General features: G+C 65.1%; 16 protein-coding genes, 2 tRNA genes and 1 other RNA gene. 4 read left to right on the top strand and 15 right to left on the bottom strand.

What is annotated here, in order from left to right:
• Positions 1-62: 62 nt before the first annotated feature.
• Both T5B8_RS15140 and T5B8_RS15135 read right to left on the bottom strand, forming a co-directional pair.
• Positions 63-197, bottom strand: a non-coding RNA gene (locus T5B8_RS15140) — RtT sRNA.
• Between the two features lie 45 nt (positions 198-242).
• Positions 243-327 (bottom strand) — tRNA-Tyr (locus T5B8_RS15135).
• A gap of 135 nt (positions 328-462) precedes the next feature.
• On the opposite strand from T5B8_RS15135, the gene T5B8_RS15130 reads away from it, so the two are divergent.
• Positions 463-1,371 carry a LysR family transcriptional regulator gene (locus tag T5B8_RS15130; RefSeq protein WP_353180099.1) on the top strand — a complete coding sequence of 303 codons (909 nt, stop codon included), beginning with the start codon at positions 463-465 and terminating at the stop codon, positions 1,369-1,371.
• A gap of 167 nt (positions 1,372-1,538) precedes the next feature.
• On the opposite strand, the gene T5B8_RS15125 is transcribed toward T5B8_RS15130, so the two are convergent.
• The 10 genes from T5B8_RS15125 to T5B8_RS15080 all read right to left on the bottom strand — a co-directional run bounded on the left by T5B8_RS15125 (position 1,539) and on the right by T5B8_RS15080 (position 13,218).
• Complete coding sequence (locus tag T5B8_RS15125) at positions 1,539-1,814, bottom strand: formate dehydrogenase subunit delta (protein ID WP_353180098.1); 276 nt, start codon at positions 1,812-1,814, stop codon at positions 1,539-1,541.
• Between the two features lie 30 nt (positions 1,815-1,844).
• Positions 1,845-4,748: a formate dehydrogenase subunit alpha gene (gene fdhF, locus T5B8_RS15120; protein ID WP_353180096.1), complete on the bottom strand. Its 2,904-nt coding sequence runs from the start codon at positions 4,746-4,748 to the stop codon at positions 1,845-1,847.
• Positions 4,749-4,788: 40 nt separating this feature from the next.
• Positions 4,789-6,330, bottom strand: coding sequence for an NADH-ubiquinone oxidoreductase-F iron-sulfur binding region domain-containing protein (locus T5B8_RS15115; protein WP_353180094.1), 1,542 nt, complete (start codon positions 6,328-6,330; stop codon positions 4,789-4,791).
• Positions 6,327-6,794, bottom strand: coding sequence for an NAD(P)H-dependent oxidoreductase subunit E (locus T5B8_RS15110; RefSeq protein WP_353180092.1), 468 nt, complete (start codon positions 6,792-6,794; stop codon positions 6,327-6,329). Before T5B8_RS15110 ends, T5B8_RS15115 begins: the two co-directional genes overlap by 4 nt.
• A gap of 352 nt (positions 6,795-7,146) precedes the next feature.
• Positions 7,147-7,222 (bottom strand) — tRNA-Thr (locus T5B8_RS15105).
• 67 nt (positions 7,223-7,289) lie between these two features.
• The gene (locus T5B8_RS15100; RefSeq protein WP_353180090.1) at positions 7,290-8,006 is read right to left on the bottom strand and encodes a type III pantothenate kinase; all 717 of its coding nucleotides are present in this window, start codon (positions 8,004-8,006) and stop codon (positions 7,290-7,292) included.
• On the bottom strand, positions 8,003-8,977 hold the full coding sequence (locus T5B8_RS15095; protein WP_353180088.1) for a biotin--[acetyl-CoA-carboxylase] ligase: 975 nt from the start codon (positions 8,975-8,977) through the stop codon (positions 8,003-8,005). Before T5B8_RS15095 ends, T5B8_RS15100 begins: the two co-directional genes overlap by 4 nt.
• Positions 8,962-9,588, bottom strand: coding sequence for a glycerol-3-phosphate 1-O-acyltransferase PlsY (gene plsY, locus T5B8_RS15090; RefSeq protein ID WP_353180086.1), 627 nt, complete (start codon positions 9,586-9,588; stop codon positions 8,962-8,964). Before plsY ends, T5B8_RS15095 begins: the two co-directional genes overlap by 16 nt.
• A gap of 2 nt (positions 9,589-9,590) precedes the next feature.
• Positions 9,591-11,441 carry an AMP-dependent synthetase/ligase gene (locus tag T5B8_RS15085; protein ID WP_353180084.1) on the bottom strand — a complete coding sequence of 617 codons (1,851 nt, stop codon included), beginning with the start codon at positions 11,439-11,441 and terminating at the stop codon, positions 9,591-9,593.
• Positions 11,422-13,218 (bottom strand): M61 family metallopeptidase, encoded by a 1,797-nt coding sequence (locus T5B8_RS15080; RefSeq protein ID WP_353180082.1) that lies wholly within the window; start codon positions 13,216-13,218, stop codon positions 11,422-11,424. Before T5B8_RS15080 ends, T5B8_RS15085 begins: the two co-directional genes overlap by 20 nt.
• A 177-nt stretch (positions 13,219-13,395) precedes the next feature.
• On the opposite strand from T5B8_RS15080, the gene T5B8_RS15075 reads away from it, so the two are divergent.
• Entirely contained in the window at positions 13,396-15,093 is a 1,698-nt protein-coding gene (locus T5B8_RS15075) for a pilus assembly protein TadG-related protein (RefSeq protein WP_353180080.1), read from the top strand.
• 15 nt (positions 15,094-15,108) lie between these two features.
• On the opposite strand, the gene T5B8_RS15070 is transcribed toward T5B8_RS15075, so the two are convergent.
• From T5B8_RS15070 to T5B8_RS15060, 3 genes are read right to left on the bottom strand one after another with little or no spacing between them, the layout of a single operon-like run.
• Positions 15,109-15,522, bottom strand: a complete 414-nt coding sequence (locus tag T5B8_RS15070; protein ID WP_353180078.1) for a DMT family transporter — start codon at positions 15,520-15,522, stop codon at positions 15,109-15,111.
• Complete coding sequence (locus T5B8_RS15065) at positions 15,523-15,879, bottom strand: EamA family transporter (RefSeq protein ID WP_353180076.1); 357 nt, start codon at positions 15,877-15,879, stop codon at positions 15,523-15,525.
• Positions 15,876-16,538 (bottom strand): HAD-IB family hydrolase, encoded by a 663-nt coding sequence (locus T5B8_RS15060; RefSeq protein ID WP_353180074.1) that lies wholly within the window; start codon positions 16,536-16,538, stop codon positions 15,876-15,878. The genes T5B8_RS15065 and T5B8_RS15060 overlap by 4 nt, the downstream gene beginning before the upstream one ends.
• A 139-nt stretch (positions 16,539-16,677) precedes the next feature.
• Between T5B8_RS15060 and murB the strand changes: the two genes are divergently transcribed.
• Complete coding sequence (gene murB / locus T5B8_RS15055; RefSeq protein WP_353180072.1) at positions 16,678-17,691, top strand: UDP-N-acetylmuramate dehydrogenase; 1,014 nt, start codon at positions 16,678-16,680, stop codon at positions 17,689-17,691.
• A gap of 71 nt (positions 17,692-17,762) precedes the next feature.
• Positions 17,763-18,878 (top strand): PstS family phosphate ABC transporter substrate-binding protein, encoded by a 1,116-nt coding sequence (locus T5B8_RS15050; protein WP_353180071.1) that lies wholly within the window; start codon positions 17,763-17,765, stop codon positions 18,876-18,878.
• Positions 18,879-19,049: the final 171 nt, after the last annotated feature.

Genomic DNA, 19,049 nt, shown 5'->3' with positions numbered 1-19,049 from the left:
CGACCCTTACCTATTCCTAACCGCCTATCAAGCCGACCGAATCTTGCGAGCTTCAGATTTTATGGTGGAGGGAGGAGGATTAGTCGCGCCTGCGGCGCTCACCCTACGGGCCGGTCGCGTGCCGCGACCGTTCTCGGTCGCTTCGCGCCCTCGTCGAACCTCTAACGGTTCGAACCCTTCCTCGGTCCGGCTTTGTGTTCGCCGCAACCACCAGTTATTGCTACTTACCTCTATTGTTCAAGTGGTGGAGGGAGGAGGATTCGAACCTCCGAAGGCTGAGCCGACAGATTTACAGTCTGTTCCCTTTGACCGCTTGGGTATCCCTCCACAAACGAGCCGCGCATTGTTCGCAATCGAAACCTGATTGTCAACCGCAAAAAAGCAATCGTTTGCCGCATTCCAGCACGTATGATGATCATCATACGCGAGTCGGCAGTCACAACAGGCGACGAGAGCGGGCGTATGGATATAAAACAGCTGCAATATCTGGTCGCGCTGGCCGAGGAACGCCACTTCACGCGCGCCGCGGAACGCTGTCATGTCACCCAGCCGACCCTGTCCGGGCGCATCCGGCAACTCGAACAGGAACTGGGCGTGCCGATTGTCGAACGCGGCCAGCGCTATCACGACCTGACACCGGAAGGCCGGCGCGTTTTGCAGTGGGCGCAGGCAATCCTGCGCGACTGTGCGGCCATGAATGAAGAGCTGACCGTACTCAAGGGCGGCCTGGCGGGCCGGCTGTCGCTGGGCGTGGTGCCTTCGGCGTTGCCGATGGTGGTGGCACTCACGCAGTCCATGCGCCGCCGCTACCCGAAAGTGGCATTCGCGATCTATTCGCGCACCTCCGACGAGCTGCTACGCGATATCCAGGACTTTCGCCTCGATGCCGGGATTACCTATCTCGACAACGAACCCGTCGAGCATATGACCACGCTCGACCTCTATGCCGAACGCTACCGGTTGTTCGTGGCCCATGACCATCCATGGACGAACCGGCGCAGCGTGACCTGGCGCGAAGCCGCAGAGGAGCCGCTGTGTCTGCTCACGCCGAATATGCAGAACCGGCGCATCATCGATGAGATCTTTGCGCGCACGCACAAGACGCCGGTCGCGCCGGTCGAAACCGATTCGATCGTCAATGTCTGGGCGCATATCAAATTCGCGGGCCTGAGCGGAATTCTGCCGGAATATTTCAGCGAGCTGCTTGCCCCGGATACGTCGATCCGCTCGATCGCGCTCGATGATATCGACAGTACCCACCGGGTGGGACTGGTGACGCTGGAACGCGACCCGCTCTCACCGATGGTGGCGGCCCTGTTCGAAACCTGCCGCGAAGGCGCGTTGTTTCCGCTGGCCGACAGTCGCGACTGACAACGGCTTGATCACACCGGCAGCGCCTGCTTGCGTTCAATCCGCCCTATCGTGCGCGAATGAACACGAAGACACGCAAACAAGGCGAACAGGCAGATCGTTCGAAGCACGAACGCCAGCGCTTCGTACACGATTTCTGAGCCTTGCTCCCATCAGGCACCCCGTGTTCAGGTCGCGCGACGCCCGATCTCCTGGCTCGCGGCCGGCTCGCCGGCGGCCGCCGTGCTCACGGTTTCGTCGCGCAGTGCGTTCACCGCGCTGTGCACGAGCGCATGCAGGCCGTTGCCGCCGTCGGCGACATAGGCGACCAGCTGGCGGCGCAGCCGCGGCTCCCAGAACTTGCGAATATGGCCGAGCACGCCCTCCTCGGCCCGCGCCTGGGGATACGCGCTGAAATACTGGGCGATCTGATTGGCCTGGCGCACCATCTTGTCGTTGTTCATCGCAAGTCTCCTCGTTGTGCGTGCCGCCGGCTACTCGGCCGGCTCCCATTCCGTATCGCCCGCATCAAAGCCGGCTGCCACGGAGTCGGGATGACGTACCGGTTGCTCACCGTCGATCTGCTGCTGTCGCTCGCGCATATCGATATAGCGGCGCTGCCATTCGGACAGGGTGTTACAGGGCCGCACTTCCACCGCCGTGACCTTGTACTCGGGGCATTCGGTGGCCCAGTCGGAGAACTCGGTGGTCACCACGTTCGCCGCCGTTTCCGGAAAGTGGAAGGTGGTATAGACCACGCCGGGGGTCATGCGCTCGCTGACCTTGGCACGCAGGGTGGTTTCGCCCATGCGCGAGGCCACGGCCACGAGCGTGCCGTCCTCGATACCGCGCAGCTCGGCATCCGAGGGATGGACTTCCAGCCAGTCCTCGGCATGCCATAGTCGATTGGCGGTGCGCCGCGTCTGCGCGCCCACGTTGTACTGCGACAGAATACGGCCGGTCGTGAGCAGCAGCGGGAACCGGCGGTTCGCGCGTTCCTCGGTGGGCACGAAGGGCGTGAGCATGAACTTGCCCTTGCCACGCACGAAGTTGTCGACATGCATGACCGGCGTGCCTTCCGGCTTTTCGTCGTTGCAGGGCCACTGCACGCTGCCCAGCGCGTCGATCTTGTCGAAGCTCACCCCCTTGAAGGTGGGCGTGGTACGCGCGATCTCGTCCATGATCTCGGACGGATGGCGGTAATGCATCGGGTAGCCCAGCGCCTGCGCCAGCATCTGGGTGATTTCCCAGTCGGCATAGCCGGCCGGCGCGGTCTGGATCTTGCGTACGCGGTTGATGCGCCGCTCGGCGTTGGTGAAGGTGCCGTCCTTCTCCAGAAAGGTCGAACCGGGCAGAAACACATGCGCATAGCTGGCGGTTTCGTTCAGGAAGATGTCCTGAATGATCACGCATTCCATGGCCGCCAGACCGGCGGCGATGTGCTTGATGTTGGGGTCGGACTGGAGAATATCCTCGCCCTGGATATACAGCCCCTTGAAGGTGCCGGCTGTCGCCGCGTCGATCATGTTGGGGATACGCAGGCCCGGCTCCGCGCCCAGGGTGACGCCCCATTCCTGTTCGAAGATCGCGCGCACGTTGGCGTCGGATACATGCCGATAGCCCGGCAACTCGTGCGGGAACGAGCCCATATCGCAGGAGCCCTGGACATTGTTCTGGCCGCGTAGCGGGTTCACGCCCATGCCCGGCCGGCCGATATTGCCGGTGGCCATGGCGAGATTGGCCATGCCCATGACCATGGTCGAGCCCTGGCTGTGCTCGGTCACCCCGAGCCCGTAATAGATCGCGCCGTTGCCGCCGGTGGCATAGAGCCGTGCCGCCTCGCGCACCATCGCTGCCGGCACGCCCGTGTACTGCTCGGTGTTTTCCGGGCTGTTTTCCGCGCGCAGGATGAATTCACGCCAACCGTCGTATTCGTCCATGTCGCAGCGCTGCTCGACGAACACGCGGTTTTCCAGCCCCTCGCTCAAGATCGTATGCGCCATCGCATTGACCAGCGCGACGTTGGTGCCGGGTTTGAGCTGCAGGTGATAGTCCGCCTGTACATGCGGCGAGCGCACCAGATCGATCGCCCGTGGATCGCATACGATCAGGCGCGCGCCCTGGCGCAGGCGCCGCTTCATCTGCGAGCCGAACACCGGATGGGCATCGGTGGGGTTGGCGCCGATCACCAGAATTACATCGCATTGCTCGATGGAAACGAAGTCCTGGGTGCCGGCCGATGTACCGAAGGTGGAGTTCAGACCGTAGCCGGTCGGCGAGTGGCATACCCGCGCACAGGTATCGACGTTATTGGTGTTGAACACCGCCCGTGCGAGCTTCTGCACGAGAAAGGTTTCCTCGTTGGTACAGCGCGACGAGGTGATCGCGCCCAGTGCGCCGCTGCCGTATTCGTTGCGGATGGCGTTGATCCGGTCCACCGAAAAGGCAATGGCCTCGTCCCAACTGACCTCGCGCCAGGGGTCGGTGATCTTGTCGCGCACCATGGGCTTGGTGATGCGATCGGGGTGATTGGTATAGCCCCAGGCAAAGCGCCCTTTCACACAGGAATGGCCCTGATTGGCCTTGCCCTGTTTGGCCGGGACCATGCGTACGACCTCATCGCCCTTGAGTTCGGCATTGAACGAACAACCCACGCCGCAATAGGCACAGGTCGTGGTGACCGAGCGCTCGGGCATGCCCATTTCGATGACGTCCCGTTCGATCAGGGCTTCGGTCGGACAGGCCTGGATACAGGCCCCGCAGGACACGCATTCCGACGACAGGAAATTGTCGTCGTCCGTACCCGCGCTGATCATGGAAGCAAAGCCGCGCCCATCCACGGTGAGCGCGAACGTGCCCTGGACTTCGTTGCAGGCCCGTACGCAGCGCGAACACACGATGCAGCGTGAGGCATCGAAGTCGAAATAGGGGTTGGACTCATCCACCGTCGTGAGCTGGTGGTTACGCCCCTTGGCATAGCGCACCTCGGTCACGCCCAGCCGGTCGGCGAGTTCGAGCAGCTCGTCGTCGCCGTGACCGTCCGGGGTCAGGCTCTCGCCGGGGTGGTCGGATAGATACAGCTCAACCACGCCACGCCGGATCTGATCGAGCTTGTCGGTCTGGGTGGAGACCTGCATGCCCTCCGCGACTTCCGTGGTACACGAGGCCGGATAGCCCTTGCGCCCTTCGATTTCGACCAGGCACAGCCGACAGGAACCAAACGGTTCGAGCATGTCCGACGCACACAGCTTGGGCACATCGATGCCGGACTCGATCGCCGCACGCATCACGGATGTGCCCTGCGGCACGGTCACCGGCTGGCCGTCGATCTCGAGCGTAACCTGGGTATCGGACGTGCGCTTGGGCGTGCCGTAGTCGACGGGGTTCAGAGATGCCATGGCAACCTCCTCTCGTTATATTTTTGGCCAGCGTGATGCGCTAGCGGGCGACGGCCGCGGCCTCGCGGACGCCGAAATCCTCGGAAAAATGATTCAGGGCCGAGAGCACCGGAAACGGCGCCATGCCGCCATGGGCGCATAGCGAGCCGTTGATCATCGTGTCGCAGAGTTCGCGCAGCAGCGCGATATTGGCTTCGCGTTCGTCATCGGCGCGAATACGATCGATAACCTCCTGCGCACGCACCGACCCCACGCGACACGGCGTGCACTTGCCGCAGGACTCCAGATCGCAGAACTCCATCGCGAAACGGGCCTGCTGGGCCATGTCCACGCTGTCGTCGAAGACCACCACGCCGCCGTGGCCGATCATCGCCTTCTTTTCGGCCATTTCCTCGTAGCCCAGCGGCGTGGCGAAATGCGCCGCCGGCACATAGGCGCCGAGCGGGCCACCCACCTGGGCCGTACGCACGGGCCGACCGCTGGCCGAACCGCCGCCCAGTTCGTTGATCAGGTGATCGAGCGTTACCCCGAACGGCATTTCGTAGAGCCCGGGACGGGCGACATTGCCGCACAGCTGAATGGTGAGGGTGCCGCGTGATTTGTTCACGCCCAGATCGTGGTAGTTGGCCGCGCCATGGGCCATGATCGCCGGTATGCTCGCCAGCGTAATCACGTTGTTGATGATCGTGGGCTTGCCCATGAAGCCCTGTACGGCCGGTAGCGGCGGCTTGAAGCGCACCAGCCCGCGCTTGCCTTCCAGACTTTCGAGCAGCGAGGTTTCCTCGCCGCAGATATAGGCGCCTGCGCCGATCCGCAGGTCGATATCGAACGCCTTGCCCGAGCCCAGCATATCGTCGCCGAGCATGCCTTGGGCACGCGCGACCTCGAGTGCTTGTCGAAGCACGCGCGCCGCGTCCGGATATTCGGAGCGCAGATAGATCAGGCCGTGTTCGGCGCCCACGGCTACGCCGGCGATCGCCATGCCTTCGAACAGCGTGAACGGGTCGCCTTCCATGAGCATGCGATCGGCATAGGTACCGGAGTCGCCTTCATCGGCATTGCAGACCACATATTTCGTCGCGGCCGCCGTATCGTGCACGGTCTGCCATTTGATACCGGTCGGAAAACCAGCCCCACCGCGCCCGCGCAGGCCGGATTGCTTGACCGCATCGACGATCGCCTGGCCGCTGTTATCCAGTGCCGCGCGCAGACCCGCACTGCCGCCGTGGACCACGAACGCCGGCCAGTCGGTCGGCTCGATCACCCCGCAACGCGCAAAGGTGAAACGCCGCTGGCCCTGTTCATGCAGCAGATGGTCGATATCACCGACATAGGCCGGATGCGATTCGTAATCGCCGCGGGCCAGCTGTTCGGCGAGCACGGGCACGTCGCTCGCCTCGATGGGCCCGAACCCGATCCGCCGGCCGGCCTGCTCGATCTCGACCAACGGTTCCAGCCAGTACAGCCCACGTGAACCAGTGCGAATGATCTGGGCATCGGCCAGCGCGTGTTCGAATGCTGCCGCGGTTTCGTTGGCGCCGATGGAAACCGCCGCGCTATCGGCCGGAATAAAGAGCTTCATGACGACACCTGCACGTCGGCCGGTGCGAACAGCGCGCCCACCCGCTCTGCGTTCATACGCCCGATCGTGCGCCCGTCGAACTGCACCGACGGCGCACAGGCACAGTTACCCAGGCAATACACCGCCTCGAGCTGCACATCCGCGGGCTCGGTTTCGGCAGCCGCGCTGGCGGCGGCCCATACATCGCGTCCGCCTACCGACTGACAGGCCTCGGCCCGACAGACTTTCAGGGTATGGCGACGCTGCGGCTCGCGATGAAAATCGTGATAGAAGGTGACCACGCCGAACACCTCGGCGCGGGAGAGATTCAGCACATCGGCAATCTGGGCAATCGCCTCGTCGCTGACATATCCATACTGCGCCTGCACGTCGTGCAGAATCGGCAGCAGCGGCCCATCGCTGGCCTGGTGACGCGCACAGATCGCGACCACTGCCGGGTCGGCCTTGCCGTTACTCCTCGTCATCGCCTCAACCTTTTCTCGGTGCTTTGCTTTTCTTTTGCGCTGCTTGGCAACGCTTTGACGATTAGCAATACACCTACCCGAATCGCTGTCAAATCGGCGCGCTCGATGGCTTAATCGATGTCAACTATGGTGCAAGGCAACACGTATACGCCCTGCACGGGACGCGCCACGGCAACACAAGCCAGCCAAGGGATGAACCGCCGCAACCGCGCACCGCGGCAATCGGCGCAGGGGCCGAGCACGGCGCATGGCGAATCGCCGTTATACGACAAAAGTCGCAAGGCCCCGCACGAACGTACGGCAGCCGGCGCGTAACGCGCAGCCGCAATGGGCAATAATCGAAACAGGAAGATGGAGCCGGCGACCGGGTTCGAACCGATGACCTGCTGTTTACAAAACAGCTGCTCTGCCAACTGAGCTACGCCGGCCTCGGGCAGACAGCGCAGCCAGCCGGGCCGCGCTGGCGCTCATTCTGCCGTGTACGCGGCCTGCTGGCTAGGGTTGCGAACGATGCGCCTGTATCGCCAGGCCTTCGAGCACGAGATGTGGGCGCAGGGACCATCGTTGCGCCAGGTGCTCGGCGAGTTGCGCGGCGCCGCCGCCGGTCAGCAGCAGCCGGTCGGGGGCCAGTTCCGCAGCCGCATTGTCGAGCAGACTGATCGCGCTGCGCAGCGTGCCGGCTGCGATGGCGGTATCGGTATCGCGGGCCAGCCATACCGGCGCGGCGTCTTCACTGGCCGGGCGCAGCTGGGTCTGACGACGTAGCGCGCCGCGCATCGTGGCCACGCCCGGCGCGATCAGACCGCCACGATGCGCGCCCTCGGCATCGACGAAATCCAGGGTGAGCGCGGTGCCGGCATCGGCGATCAGTACGGAACCGTCGCCGCTGGCGCGGGCGGCGATACAGGCCATCCAGCGATCCACGCCCAGGCGTTGCGGTTCAGCGTAGGCATTGGTCAGATCGTGCGCCTGGGTCGTACTCACGGCCACATGTACAGCGATGCCGCGCGCGTCGGCAAAGGCACGCAGCCGAGCCAGTGCCTCGGGCTGGGCGACACTCGATACATGCACGGCCTCGACCGGGGCGGCCGGCAGCAGCTCGATCCAGTCCGCGTGATCGCCACGCGCGACCACGCCGGTCTGGGCAAGCGCGGTGCCCTGCGCCAAGGCCCACTTGCAGCGCGTATTGCCGATATCCACGACCAGGATCATGGCGCCAGCCGCAGGCTCACATCGCCGGAATAGACCGGCTGTATACCGTTTTCGAATTCGACCTGCAGCGCGCCGTCGGCGGCGATACCGCGGGCGATGCCCACACGCTCGCCCTGGCTTTCGATCACGCGTACCGGCTTGTCGCGCACGCCGTCGAACGCCTGCCAGCGCGCCCGAAACATCTCGAAGCCCTGCGCTTCGAAGCCGTCGAGCGCCCGAATCAGCGCCGCGAGCATGGCCGCAGCCAGACGATTGCGCGATGGCAGGCTCGGCATGTGATCGGCCAGCCGGGTCCAGGGCTGATCAATGCTTTCTGCCTGGCTCCGATTCATGGCGACATTCAGCCCCAGCCCCACAATCAGACGCGCCCGCGCGCCCAGCTCGCCGCGATGCTCGATGAGAATGCCGCCGAGCTTGTCGCCCCCCGCCCAGATATCGTTGGGCCACTTCAAGGCCAGATCCTGTGCGCCCAGATCGCGTAACGCCTCGACCACGCACACGCCAACGGCCAGACTCAGCGCGCCCAGCGGGGCCCGCGTACTGGCGACATCGGCCGCCAGCGACACATACAGATTGGCCCCGAACGGCGAGGCCCAGGGCCGGCTGGCCCGGCCACGGCCCTGCGATTGATACTCGGCCAGACAAGCCTGCATGCCCGGCCCGCCGCGGCGGGCGAGTTCGGCATTGGTGGAATCGATACGCTCGTGAATACTCAGCCCATCCAGGCGCTCGCCCGCATCGCCGAGCGCGTCACGCACGGCGTCTTCAGCCAGCAGTTCGATGGGTTCCGCCAGCCGATAGCCGCGCCCGGCCACCGAATGCACGACCAGACCCAATTCGCGCAGTTCGGCCACCCGCGCCGAGATCGCGGCCCGCGATACGCCCAGCGCCTCGGCCAGCGCCGGGCCGCGATGCCAGGCACCGTCGGCCAGCCGTTCGATGAGCGTGGCGCTGCTCAACGCCGGCGCCACATCACCCGCTCGAAGCGGTTCTCGCGCCCTTCACGCAGACGCTGGATGTTCTCGCGGTGGGTATAGAAAATCAGCACGGTCATCGCGATGACGAACACCTTGGCGGCCAGCCCCGCGCTGGGGGCGAACAGCGTGGCAAGCGCCACACCCACCATGCCCAGCAGCGTGGCCAGGCCCACATAGCCGCTGGCCACGAGCGTGGCGATCCAGACCGCCAGACCCAGCAACAACGCGCCGGGCAGCAACGCCAGCAGTACGCCGATAAGCGTGGCCGCGCCCTTGCCGCCGCGAAAGCCGAAGAACACCGGATACACATGCCCGATCACCGCGGCCGCACCGCAGGCCAGCGCCATGGCGAACCCCAGGCCACAGATCGCCGGCACCGCCAGCGCCGCAATCACGCCCTTGACCAGATCGAACACCAGCACGGCGGCGCCGTAGCCGCGCCCGCCGGTACGCAGGGCGTTGGTCGCCCCGGCATTGCCGCTGCCGCTGGTGCGAGGATCGGGCCGGCCGAAGGCGCGCGCGAGCAGCAGGCTGCCCGATAGCGAGCCGATCAGATACGCCAGCGCCAGTGCCACGACGCCGATCAAAACGGTGCTCAAACTCATCGTTACCCCAGGTTCGTGTTCTGCGACACGTCCGCTTTTTCGCCCGGTGCCCGCCGGCCATACAGACGCGCGATATCGCGAGCATAGCAGCGTGCCACACGCCGACGGCGGGTCTTGTCGGTAGCCGTCACCAGATCGTTGGCCTGGCTCCAGCGATCGGTGGTGATCGCCACCCGCCGGATCTGGGCATGGGCCGGATAGCCCGCCAGTAGCCGGGCAAAACGTGCGATGAAGAAATTCTCCAGACGCGCACTGCTCAAACTGGCCGGGATATTCGAATCCAGCCCCAGGCGACGCATGACCGGCACCAACGTATCCGCCGGGCAGCTCACGATCGCCGCGAGTACCGGACGCGCTTCGCCGACCACCACGGCCCGCTCGACCAGTTCGTCCAGGCGCAGCGCTTCTTCCAGCGGCTCGGGCGAGGCTTTCTCGCCCGTGGTCATGACGATCACCTCTTTCATGCGCCCGGTCAGATACAGCCGGTTCTTGTCGAGCCGGCTGACCTTGTCGCCGGTATGCAGCCAGCCGCCGGCCGAGATAGTGCGTGCCGTGGCCTCGTCGTCCTGCCAGTAGCCGCGCATCACGCCCGCGCCGCGCACCAAAAGTTCGTTGTCGGGCCCGACCTTGGTTTCCACACCGTCGAGCACGATGCCCACGCTGTCGATGGCGTTGTCGTGCAGCCGGTTGACGCTGACCACCGGCCCGGCCTCGGTCAGCCCGTAGCCCTGCAGCACCGGCACGCCCAGCCCCACGAGCGTACGTGCAACCGGGTACGGCAGGGCCGCCGCGCCGGAGACCGCGTATTGCATGTCGGCGCCGAACAGACGCAGACAGCGCCGGGCCACGAAATAGCGCAGCAATGGCCAGAGCAGATGCCGGGCCCGGCGACGGCTGCGCCCTTGTTCGCGCTCGAATACCGACTCGCCCAGGGTGATGGTGAACGCCACCAGGCGGCGTACGAACTGCGGGCGCCGGGACAGCCAGCGGTTGAGCTCGATATAGAAACGCTCGTAGACACGCGGCACGCCGATGAGCGTGGTGATCGGCGCGCGTGCCAGGGTCAGGCCGAGAAAACGCGGATGCCGGCAGAAGGTGATCACGCCACCGGTGATCATTGCCCGATAGGCATTGACCACGCGTTCGTAGGAATGCGGCAACGGCACGTAGGACAACGCATGCTCGTGCTCGATCACCGGCAGCGCATCCGCGCAGGCCTGGGCATTGAACACCAGATTGGCATGGGTGAGCATCGCGCCGCGCGCACGGCCGGTCGAGCCCGAGGTATAGACCAGACTCGCCAGCGCGTCGGCCTCGACGGCGACGCCGGCACGATGCGCTTCCGCGGCCTCGGCCAGCGCTGTTTCCGCACCGCGAATACGCGTGCCAGGCTGGATATCGCCGTTGAATACCAGCGCCGTTTCCAGCTGCGGGCAATCATCGGCTTCGAGAATACGCTCGACCCAGCGTGCCTTGACCGCGACCAGCACACGCGCGCCGCTGTCTTCGATCAGATGCGCATTGCTGGCCGGCGTATCCGCACAGAACAGCCCCACGGTCACGGCGCCGAGCGCCATGACGGCCTGATCGACACACAGCCATTCGGGGCTGTTGCGCAGCATGATCGCGACCCGGTCACCCGGTTTGACGCCGGCCTCGGCCAACACCGCCTGCCAGCGCTGAACCCGGGCCGAGGCCTGGGCCCAGGTCAGGCTGATCCATTCATGCCGCTTGGGACTGTAGAAACGATAGGCCAGCGCGTCGGGCGTACGCGCGACACGGGCGGCGAACAGATCGCAGAGCGTGTCTGCGTCCGCGGCGCCGATCCAGGATTCAGGCCGCTGCGTGGACACCTTGCAACCAGTTCGCACGGCGCGCATGGGCGTCCGGATCGGCTTGGCTATCGATACGCAGCTTCCATTCTCCTGCCGCATCCGCGGCTAAGGTGACCTCGCGCAGCAACAGTTCGTCGCCCCGCAGCAGATGCATACGCACCACGGCCCCGGCCGGATACCGGCGCAGACGTTCGGCCAGGGTGGCGCCAACGACTTCCACGCCATCGAGCGCGACCAGCCGATCCTGCGGCGATAGACCGGCGGCCTGGGCCACGCCCGCGTCGAAGACATGCGCCACCCGCGGCTGGGCTTCGCTGCCCACACGCAGTCCCAGGCGCCCCTGGATGAGCGCGGCGTCGTCGCTGGCCGGCGCGAACAGCGCCTCGATGCCGAAATAGCGCAGCCAGTCGGCCCAGGGCGCATCGATCGTGGTTTCCAGATGGGCGTCGACAAAATCCGACAGGTCCAGCCCCGACAGCTCGGCCGCCAGCGTGGCCAGCCCGTGTTCGGGCACCGGCGCGTCGTGGCGCCCATGGCGTTGCCAGAGTTCGCGCATCACGTCGTCGAGCGCGAGCGCACCGTCGGTTTCCACCCGCAGTTTCAGATCGAGGCCGAGCGCGAACTGGGCGCCCTTGCCGTAATAGCTGACCACCGCATTAGGCGTGTTCTCGTCAGGGCGATAGAATTTCAGCCAGGCATCGAAGCTGGACTGGGCGAGACTCTGGCGATGACGCCCCGGCGTGCGGTCGATACGCGTGGCCAGTGTCGCCAACCGGTCGAGATAGCCCTGCTCGGAAATGAGCCCCGCGCGCACCAGTCCCAGATCGTCGTAATACGAGGTCACACCTTCATAGGCCCATAGGTCGCGAAAATAGGCTTCCGATTGCAGATCGCTGGCAGCCACCGCCGCCGGACGAATACGTTTGACGTTCCACAAATGAAAATATTCGTGGCTGCACAACCCCAGCAACGTTTCATAGGCGCTGCTGCGCGTGGCCTGGCCAGGCTGCGGCTCGATACGCGCCGGCAGGGCATTGCGTGCGACCTGCAATACGCTGGACTCGCGATGCTCGAGCCCGCCGAAGCCGTTGGCCGTGATCTGGGCGAAGAACAGATACTCGCGCGCCGGCAATTCATCGAACACCGCGGCCTGGGCCTCGCAGACCTGGCCCAGATCGGCGGCCAGGCGCTGGGTGTCGGCATCATGGCTGCCCAGCAGCACGAAGGCATGGGGCACCCCGCGTACGGCGAAGCGCACATATTCCACCGCCGTGCCCATGGCGACGGGCTGATCGATCAGCGCCCAGTAATCGTCGGCCGTATAGACGCCGAAACCACGGCTGTCGATGTCTTCGCCGGCCAGCGTGGTGATCACCTGCCAGTCGTCGATACCGACCGGCGCTTCGAGGGTGACACGACAACCATCGCGCTCGCGTCCCGCTGGGCGCAGCGCAAGCGAGGTGAAGTTGAAAAACGCCCGGGTATCGTCGAGGAAGGCCGCGCGTACCGATTCGTCGCGGGCATAGAACTCGCAGACCACACGCAAGCGTTCGCCGCCGGGCGTACAGCCCCAGCGCTGGCGATCGAGCGATACCACGTCGATGGGCTCGCCATCGCTTTCGGCCGCGATCGACAACAGATGCCGGGCGAAATCGCGAATGACATAACTGCCCGGAATCCAGCTGGGCAGCACCAGCTCGACAGGCGCGCCGGCTTCGACCGCGGTCTCCAGCACCACCCGCAGGCGATGGGCACCCGCTGCGACCGGCGTTACGATGTAATCCAGCGTTGGCATGCGTCGGGTCTTCGATTCGAAGGCGCGCAAGTGTACGCCCTCGCCGGGCTGCTGCCCATACAATGGCCTGTACGACGGCCTGTACGATGAATAGACCACAGATGGGGGCGCCGCCGATAGCGTGATCAGGGCGACGAGCGATTGTCGCGGGCGTATCCCCCAGGAGACCATTCCAGCTTGAGCCGGCCTGCCCTTCATTCGCGACAGCGCGGCGCGATCGCGATTCTCACGGCGGCATTCATCGTCGCCGCGGTAGCGTTATTGACCTTCGCCGTCGATACCGGGCGCCTGTATGCCGCCCAGCGCAAGCTGGCCGCCAGTGCCAACCTCGCCGCGATCGAGGCCGCCCGTCAGGCCAGTGGCTGTCGCCGCGATCTGGGCAGCAGCGACGGCGCGGCGGCCGCGCGCGCCAGCCTGGCGGCCAACTATGCGCAACGCGCGGGCGAGGACATCCCCGTAGTCACGCGCTACGACGAAGGCTTTGTCGACGTCGACGACGACCTCGGTCTGTATACCTTGAGCACGCGCGGCACCGGTCGGCCCGATGGCGTACGGCTGCAGGTGGTCGATCGCGGCTATGAGCCGCTGTTCGGCCTATTCGACAACGGCGATATCACGCTCACGGCCGCGGCGGGTGCGCGCAGCCAGCCACGCGCGGCACTGCGCTATGGCACCACGCTGGCGCGTATCGATCCTGCCCTGCTGGGCGATCTGCTGGGCACCGACATCGAGCTCGCCAGCGCCGGCGACCTGGCCGAAACGCGGGTGAATCTCGGCGATCTGCTGGGCATCGATCTCGGGGTGATCGAACCCGAGGATCTGCTCGACGTGCGTATTGCCACGGCGCTGGGCAATGTCTCGGCGCGCCTGGACGGGCTCGGACGCGGGGTGATCGCGGCGGTACTCGATCAGCTCGGCGACCAACCCCTGTCGGCCGTGCTGAGCCTGGCTGGGCCGGTGGGCCGGGATGCCTCGATCAGCCTGGGCAACCTGATCAATACCGTGGCCCAGTTGATCGCCGCCGATCGCGACACGCCGATCGCGCTCGATCTCGCCCTGCCCACACTGCCGGTGAATCTCGGCGGGGTCGCGGTGTCGCTTGCGCTGCTCGAACCGGCGCGCACGGTCATCGGCCCGGCCGGTACCAACGCGAGCGGGCGCTACTACACGCGGGTCGAATCGGCCCAGGTCGCACTCGGGCTCGATCTGCGGCTGGCGCTCGATGTAGGCGGCGTGGCACTGGCGGAAGTCGTTTTGCCGGTATCGCTGCGCGTGGCCTCCGGCGAGGCGCGTCTCGAGCGTATCGACTGCGCGAGTGCACAACAGCCGTTCTATACCGTAACGGTCAGCGCCGACAGCGCTGCGGCCGAAGCCGCCATCGGCTCGCCGACGCCGGCCGGCGATATCGCCACCGGCGAGCGCGCGGCGATACGCATTGCGGGCATCACGGTGGCCGAAATCTTTAATCGAGCCAACCAGCGCTCGACGCTACTGGCGCGTACGAACCAGCGCGTGGTGTTCGACGATATCGACGATCTCGCGCGTCTACCGCTGACCCACGACGGCGACACGACCCTGCGCAGTGCCGATATCGCAGCCCTGGTCGACAATATCCAGCTCGACTACGTGATTCTCCCCGAAGCACCCGTGCTGGGCGAGATCGCCACCGGATTGACGCGCGCCGTTCTTGCCACGGCCATCGACGGGTTGGGCGATACGCTGACCGTGCTCACCGCCACCACCCTCGCGCCGATTCTCGACCCGCTGCTCGATAGCCTGGGCGTTAGTCTGGCCGCGCCCTCGCTCAGCCTGACCGAGCTGGAGCCGGGCACGCCCGTACTGTTCTGTGCCTCGGCAACGGACTGCGGGTTTTAGCGCTTCGCCGGTCAGCTAACGCCGACGAGAACCGGCCACCAGCGCCACGCCGCACATGATCAACGCCGTGCCCGCCAGCCGGCCGATGGTGATCGCCTCCTCGAGCGCCGGCCACAGGGCCGCACCCAGATAGACCAGCACATAGCTCAGGCTCATCAGCGGAAAAGCGATGCTCAGATCCATGCGCGAAAGCACCTGCAGCCAGACCAGAATCGCGATCGAATAGACGATCATGCCCAGCCAGACAAAGCCGATACTCGACGGCGCGACGATGCCGCCCCACACCAGATTCGCGAACGCGGCCGGCGAGTCGATGGGCCCGAAGTCGAGCATGCCGCGGCGCATGCATAGCTGCCCGGCGGCCATCAGCGAGACCGACAACAGCAGCAGCCCGATACTCACCCAGGATTTGCGCCGGACACCCAGCATTCAGGCTGCCCAGGCCAGCACGCCCACGCCCGCCACGATGAGCACGACACCGCACCAGCGTCGCTTGCCGACCACTTCGTCCATCGAAATTGCCGAATAAGCCACCACCACGACATAGCTCAGCGCGAGTACCGGAAACGCCAGACTGACATCGATATGCGACAGGACCACGAGCCACAGGCAGGTCAAGATGACCTGGGCGCTCATGCCAGCGAGCACCAGCGGTTCGCGTAGCGGGCGCAACCAGACATGGCCGGCGCGGGCGTTTGCACAGCGCATCATGCCGTGCTTGAGCAAAATCTGGGCGAGGCTGGCCAGCCCCACGGCGAGCACCAGAAAGATCTGGGAAACGCTCACCAGCGCGCGACTTCGAGCCCCAGGCCGCCGACCTGATGGAACAGGCGCTTGGACGGACACACTGCCACGCCGTTCTCAGCCCAGGACAACAGCGGCAGATCGGCATGCGAATCCGAATAGGCGGTCACCCCGCGGCCGTCTGCCGGGATGCCGTCGAGCGCCTTGAGACGACGCAGTTTCTCGTCATCGCGACAGTTCTCGCCGTCCATGCCCACCAGCCGGTCGCGGGCATTCCAGGCCACGCGGGTGGCCAGGACTTCGTTGATGTGCAGCTTTTCGGCCAGGCGCGCAACATAGATATCGAAACTCGCGGACGCCAGAATCACGCGCGCACCTTCGTCCTGATGCTGGCGCAGCTGGGCGACTCCCTGCTCGCGCATGGCGTCTTCGAGCAACTCGTCGACAAACCGATCGGCCCAGGCCTCGACGCGCTCGCGCGGCTGCCCGCCCACGAACGAGCGCAGCACCTGGGTCTTCACCCAGGTGCGATCGCCCCAGCGCCAGAACCGCAGCAGGTTCCAGGGCAGGCGCCAACTCGCACCGACGCTGCGCCGTTTGCGCTGGTAACGCAGATAACCGATCACGAAGGGCAGAAACGTGTCGTAGCGGGTAAGCGTGACATCGAGGTCGAATACGACGATGCGCTGCGACTCAGACAAGGCGTTCTCGTTTTATCGATTTGATTTGCTGCCAGCTTACGTCAAACACGACCGGCGTCGACATCCCGTGACGCGCGCGTGCTTGTATTCGCGCTCTCGGGCATCGAACATTGGCGTTTTATGCTGACCGTTTACCGCCATGCGTAAACCCCGTACGCCCACCGCCGCGCAGCAGCGCGCCCTGGCCCAGCATCTGGGTGCAGCGCTCAAGCGCAATGTCGCGCTCGCGCCGCGCACGAGCTTTCGTATCGGCGGACCGGCCGCTTTCTATGTGGAAGCCGAAACCCCGCAAGCGCTGGCCACCGCGGTACGCGTGGCGCGGCGCTTCGATATCGACTATTTCCTGCTCGGGCGCGGCGCCAACATTCTGGTCGGCGATCGTGGCTATCCGGGGCTGGTGATTGCCAATCAGGCCCGCGCGATCGACGTGTATGGCACCTGCGTGACCGCGGCCAGTGGCGCCCTGGTCTATCCCGACCTGATCGATGCCGCCGTCGCCCAGGGTCTGTCGGGGCTCGAACACTATGTCGGCATTCCCTCCACCGTGGGCGGCGCGCTCTGGCAGAACCTGCATTTTCTTTCGCCCGCGCCGGCGCGTGAACGCACCATGTTCATCGGCGAAGTGCTCGAATCCGCCGAGATTCTCACCGCCGACAACCGACGCCAGCGTGTGGATGTCGATTACTTCGAATTCGGCTACGACCAGTCGGTGCTGCATTCGCGCGACGATATCGTGCTCTCGGCCACCTTCGAGCTCGAGCCCGCGCCGGCGGCCACGCTCACCCGCATCATGCAGGAGAATTTGCGCTGGCGTGCCGAGCGCCACCCACCGCTGGATAGCGAACCCTCGGCCGGCTCGATCTTTCGCAAGATCGAGGGCATCGGCGCAGGCCGGCTCATCGACGAATGCGGCCTCAAAGGGCTGCGCTGCGGCGATGCCCAGATTTCACCGCGGCACGCCAACATCATTGTCAACCACGGCCACGCCACCGCGGCCGATGTCTGCGCGCTGATCATGCATGCGCAGCGTTGCGTACAGGCCGAAACCGGCTACTGGCTGACCCCGGAAATCTCCTTTGTCGGGGAATTCGCTCCGGTCACCCGGCTGCCAGCGAACGCACGCGCCACGGCCGCACAGCCGGCGACGTCATAAAACTGTCATGATTGCCTGACAGCCTTGCGCAAAACGCGTCGACTATCGACCCTCAAATCCAGGATCATTTAATGCGGACCTCGCTATTTTCCAACTCGCCCAAATCGTTTTTGACGATCGCGGTTACCGCGCTCGCGCTGACTGCCTGCGGCCAGGGCGAGCAGAGCAACGACGATCAAGCCAGCCAAGGCGCCAGCGATTCGCAGGCTCAGGCGGGCGCCGAGAAATACGACCGTAGCCAGATCCGTATTGTCGGCTCGTCGACGGTCTATCCGTTCTCGTCCTATGTGGCCGAGGAACTCGGTGCGACCACCGACCTGCGTACGCCGGTCGTCGAATCCACCGGTTCGGGCGGCGGTTTCAAGCTGTTCTGCGAGGGCGCCAGCGAAGATACGCCGGACTTCACCAATGCCTCGCGGCCGATGAAGGCCTCCGAGCTGAAGATGTGCCAGGACAACGGTGTCGACGATATCACCCAGATCATGGTCGGTTACGACGGCATCGTGATCGGCCAGAAAGCCGGTGAGCCGGATCTCGACCTGTCGCGCGAACAACTCACCAAGGCCGTAGCCGCGAAGGTGCCGCAGGACGGCCAACTGGTCGACAATCCCTACAACAAGTGGAGCGATATCGACCCGAGCCTGCCGGACCACGAAATTCTGATCTACGGCCCGCCCACCTCCTCGGGCACGCGTGATGCCTTCGAGGAGTTGGTGATGGAACACGGCGCCCAGAACATCGACGGCTACGACGGCAACAAGCCCGCCGTGCGTCAGGACGGCAAGTTCGTGCCCTCCGGCGAGAACGATAATCTGATCGTGCAAAAGCTCGCCCAGAACGGCAATGCGGTCGGCATCTTCGGCTACTCCTTCCTGGAAGAGAACCGCGGCAAGATTCAAGCCGCCAAGGTCGACGGCGTCGAGCCCAAGCGCGAGTTGATTTCTTCCGGCGAATATCCGGTATCGCGTTCGCTGTTCTTCTACGCCAAGAACGCGCATGTCGGGCGGATCGACGGCATGGACGACTACGTCAAACTGTTCCTGTCCGATCAGATGGCCAGCGATCGCGGCGCGCTCAAGTCGCTGGGCCTGATTTCGCTGCCGCCCGAAGAGCTCGAGGCGATGCGTGAGAAATGGAAAAACCGCGAACAGGTGACCGCCGAGTCGCTCAAGGCCGAACACGGCTGATCGCGGCGACAACCAGTATCGGGTGGCTTCGGGGGTATGCCCCGTGCCACGCGGGCCGGCCCGAGGGTCGGCCTTTTTTTTGTCTTACGAACATCGCTTTTTTCGGTCCGCAAATAAACGCGAACTTGATTAGCCCCGAAACTCAGCAGGGTCAGTATCTGACCCACCGGA

Origin of the sequence: Salinisphaera sp. T5B8 (genome assembly GCF_040361255.1) — a bacterium.
In the GTDB taxonomy this organism is placed as follows: domain Bacteria; phylum Pseudomonadota; class Gammaproteobacteria; order Nevskiales; family Salinisphaeraceae; genus Salinisphaera.
The sequence above is the reverse complement of the archived record's forward strand: the minus strand, read 5'-3'. Positions and strand labels throughout refer to the sequence as shown.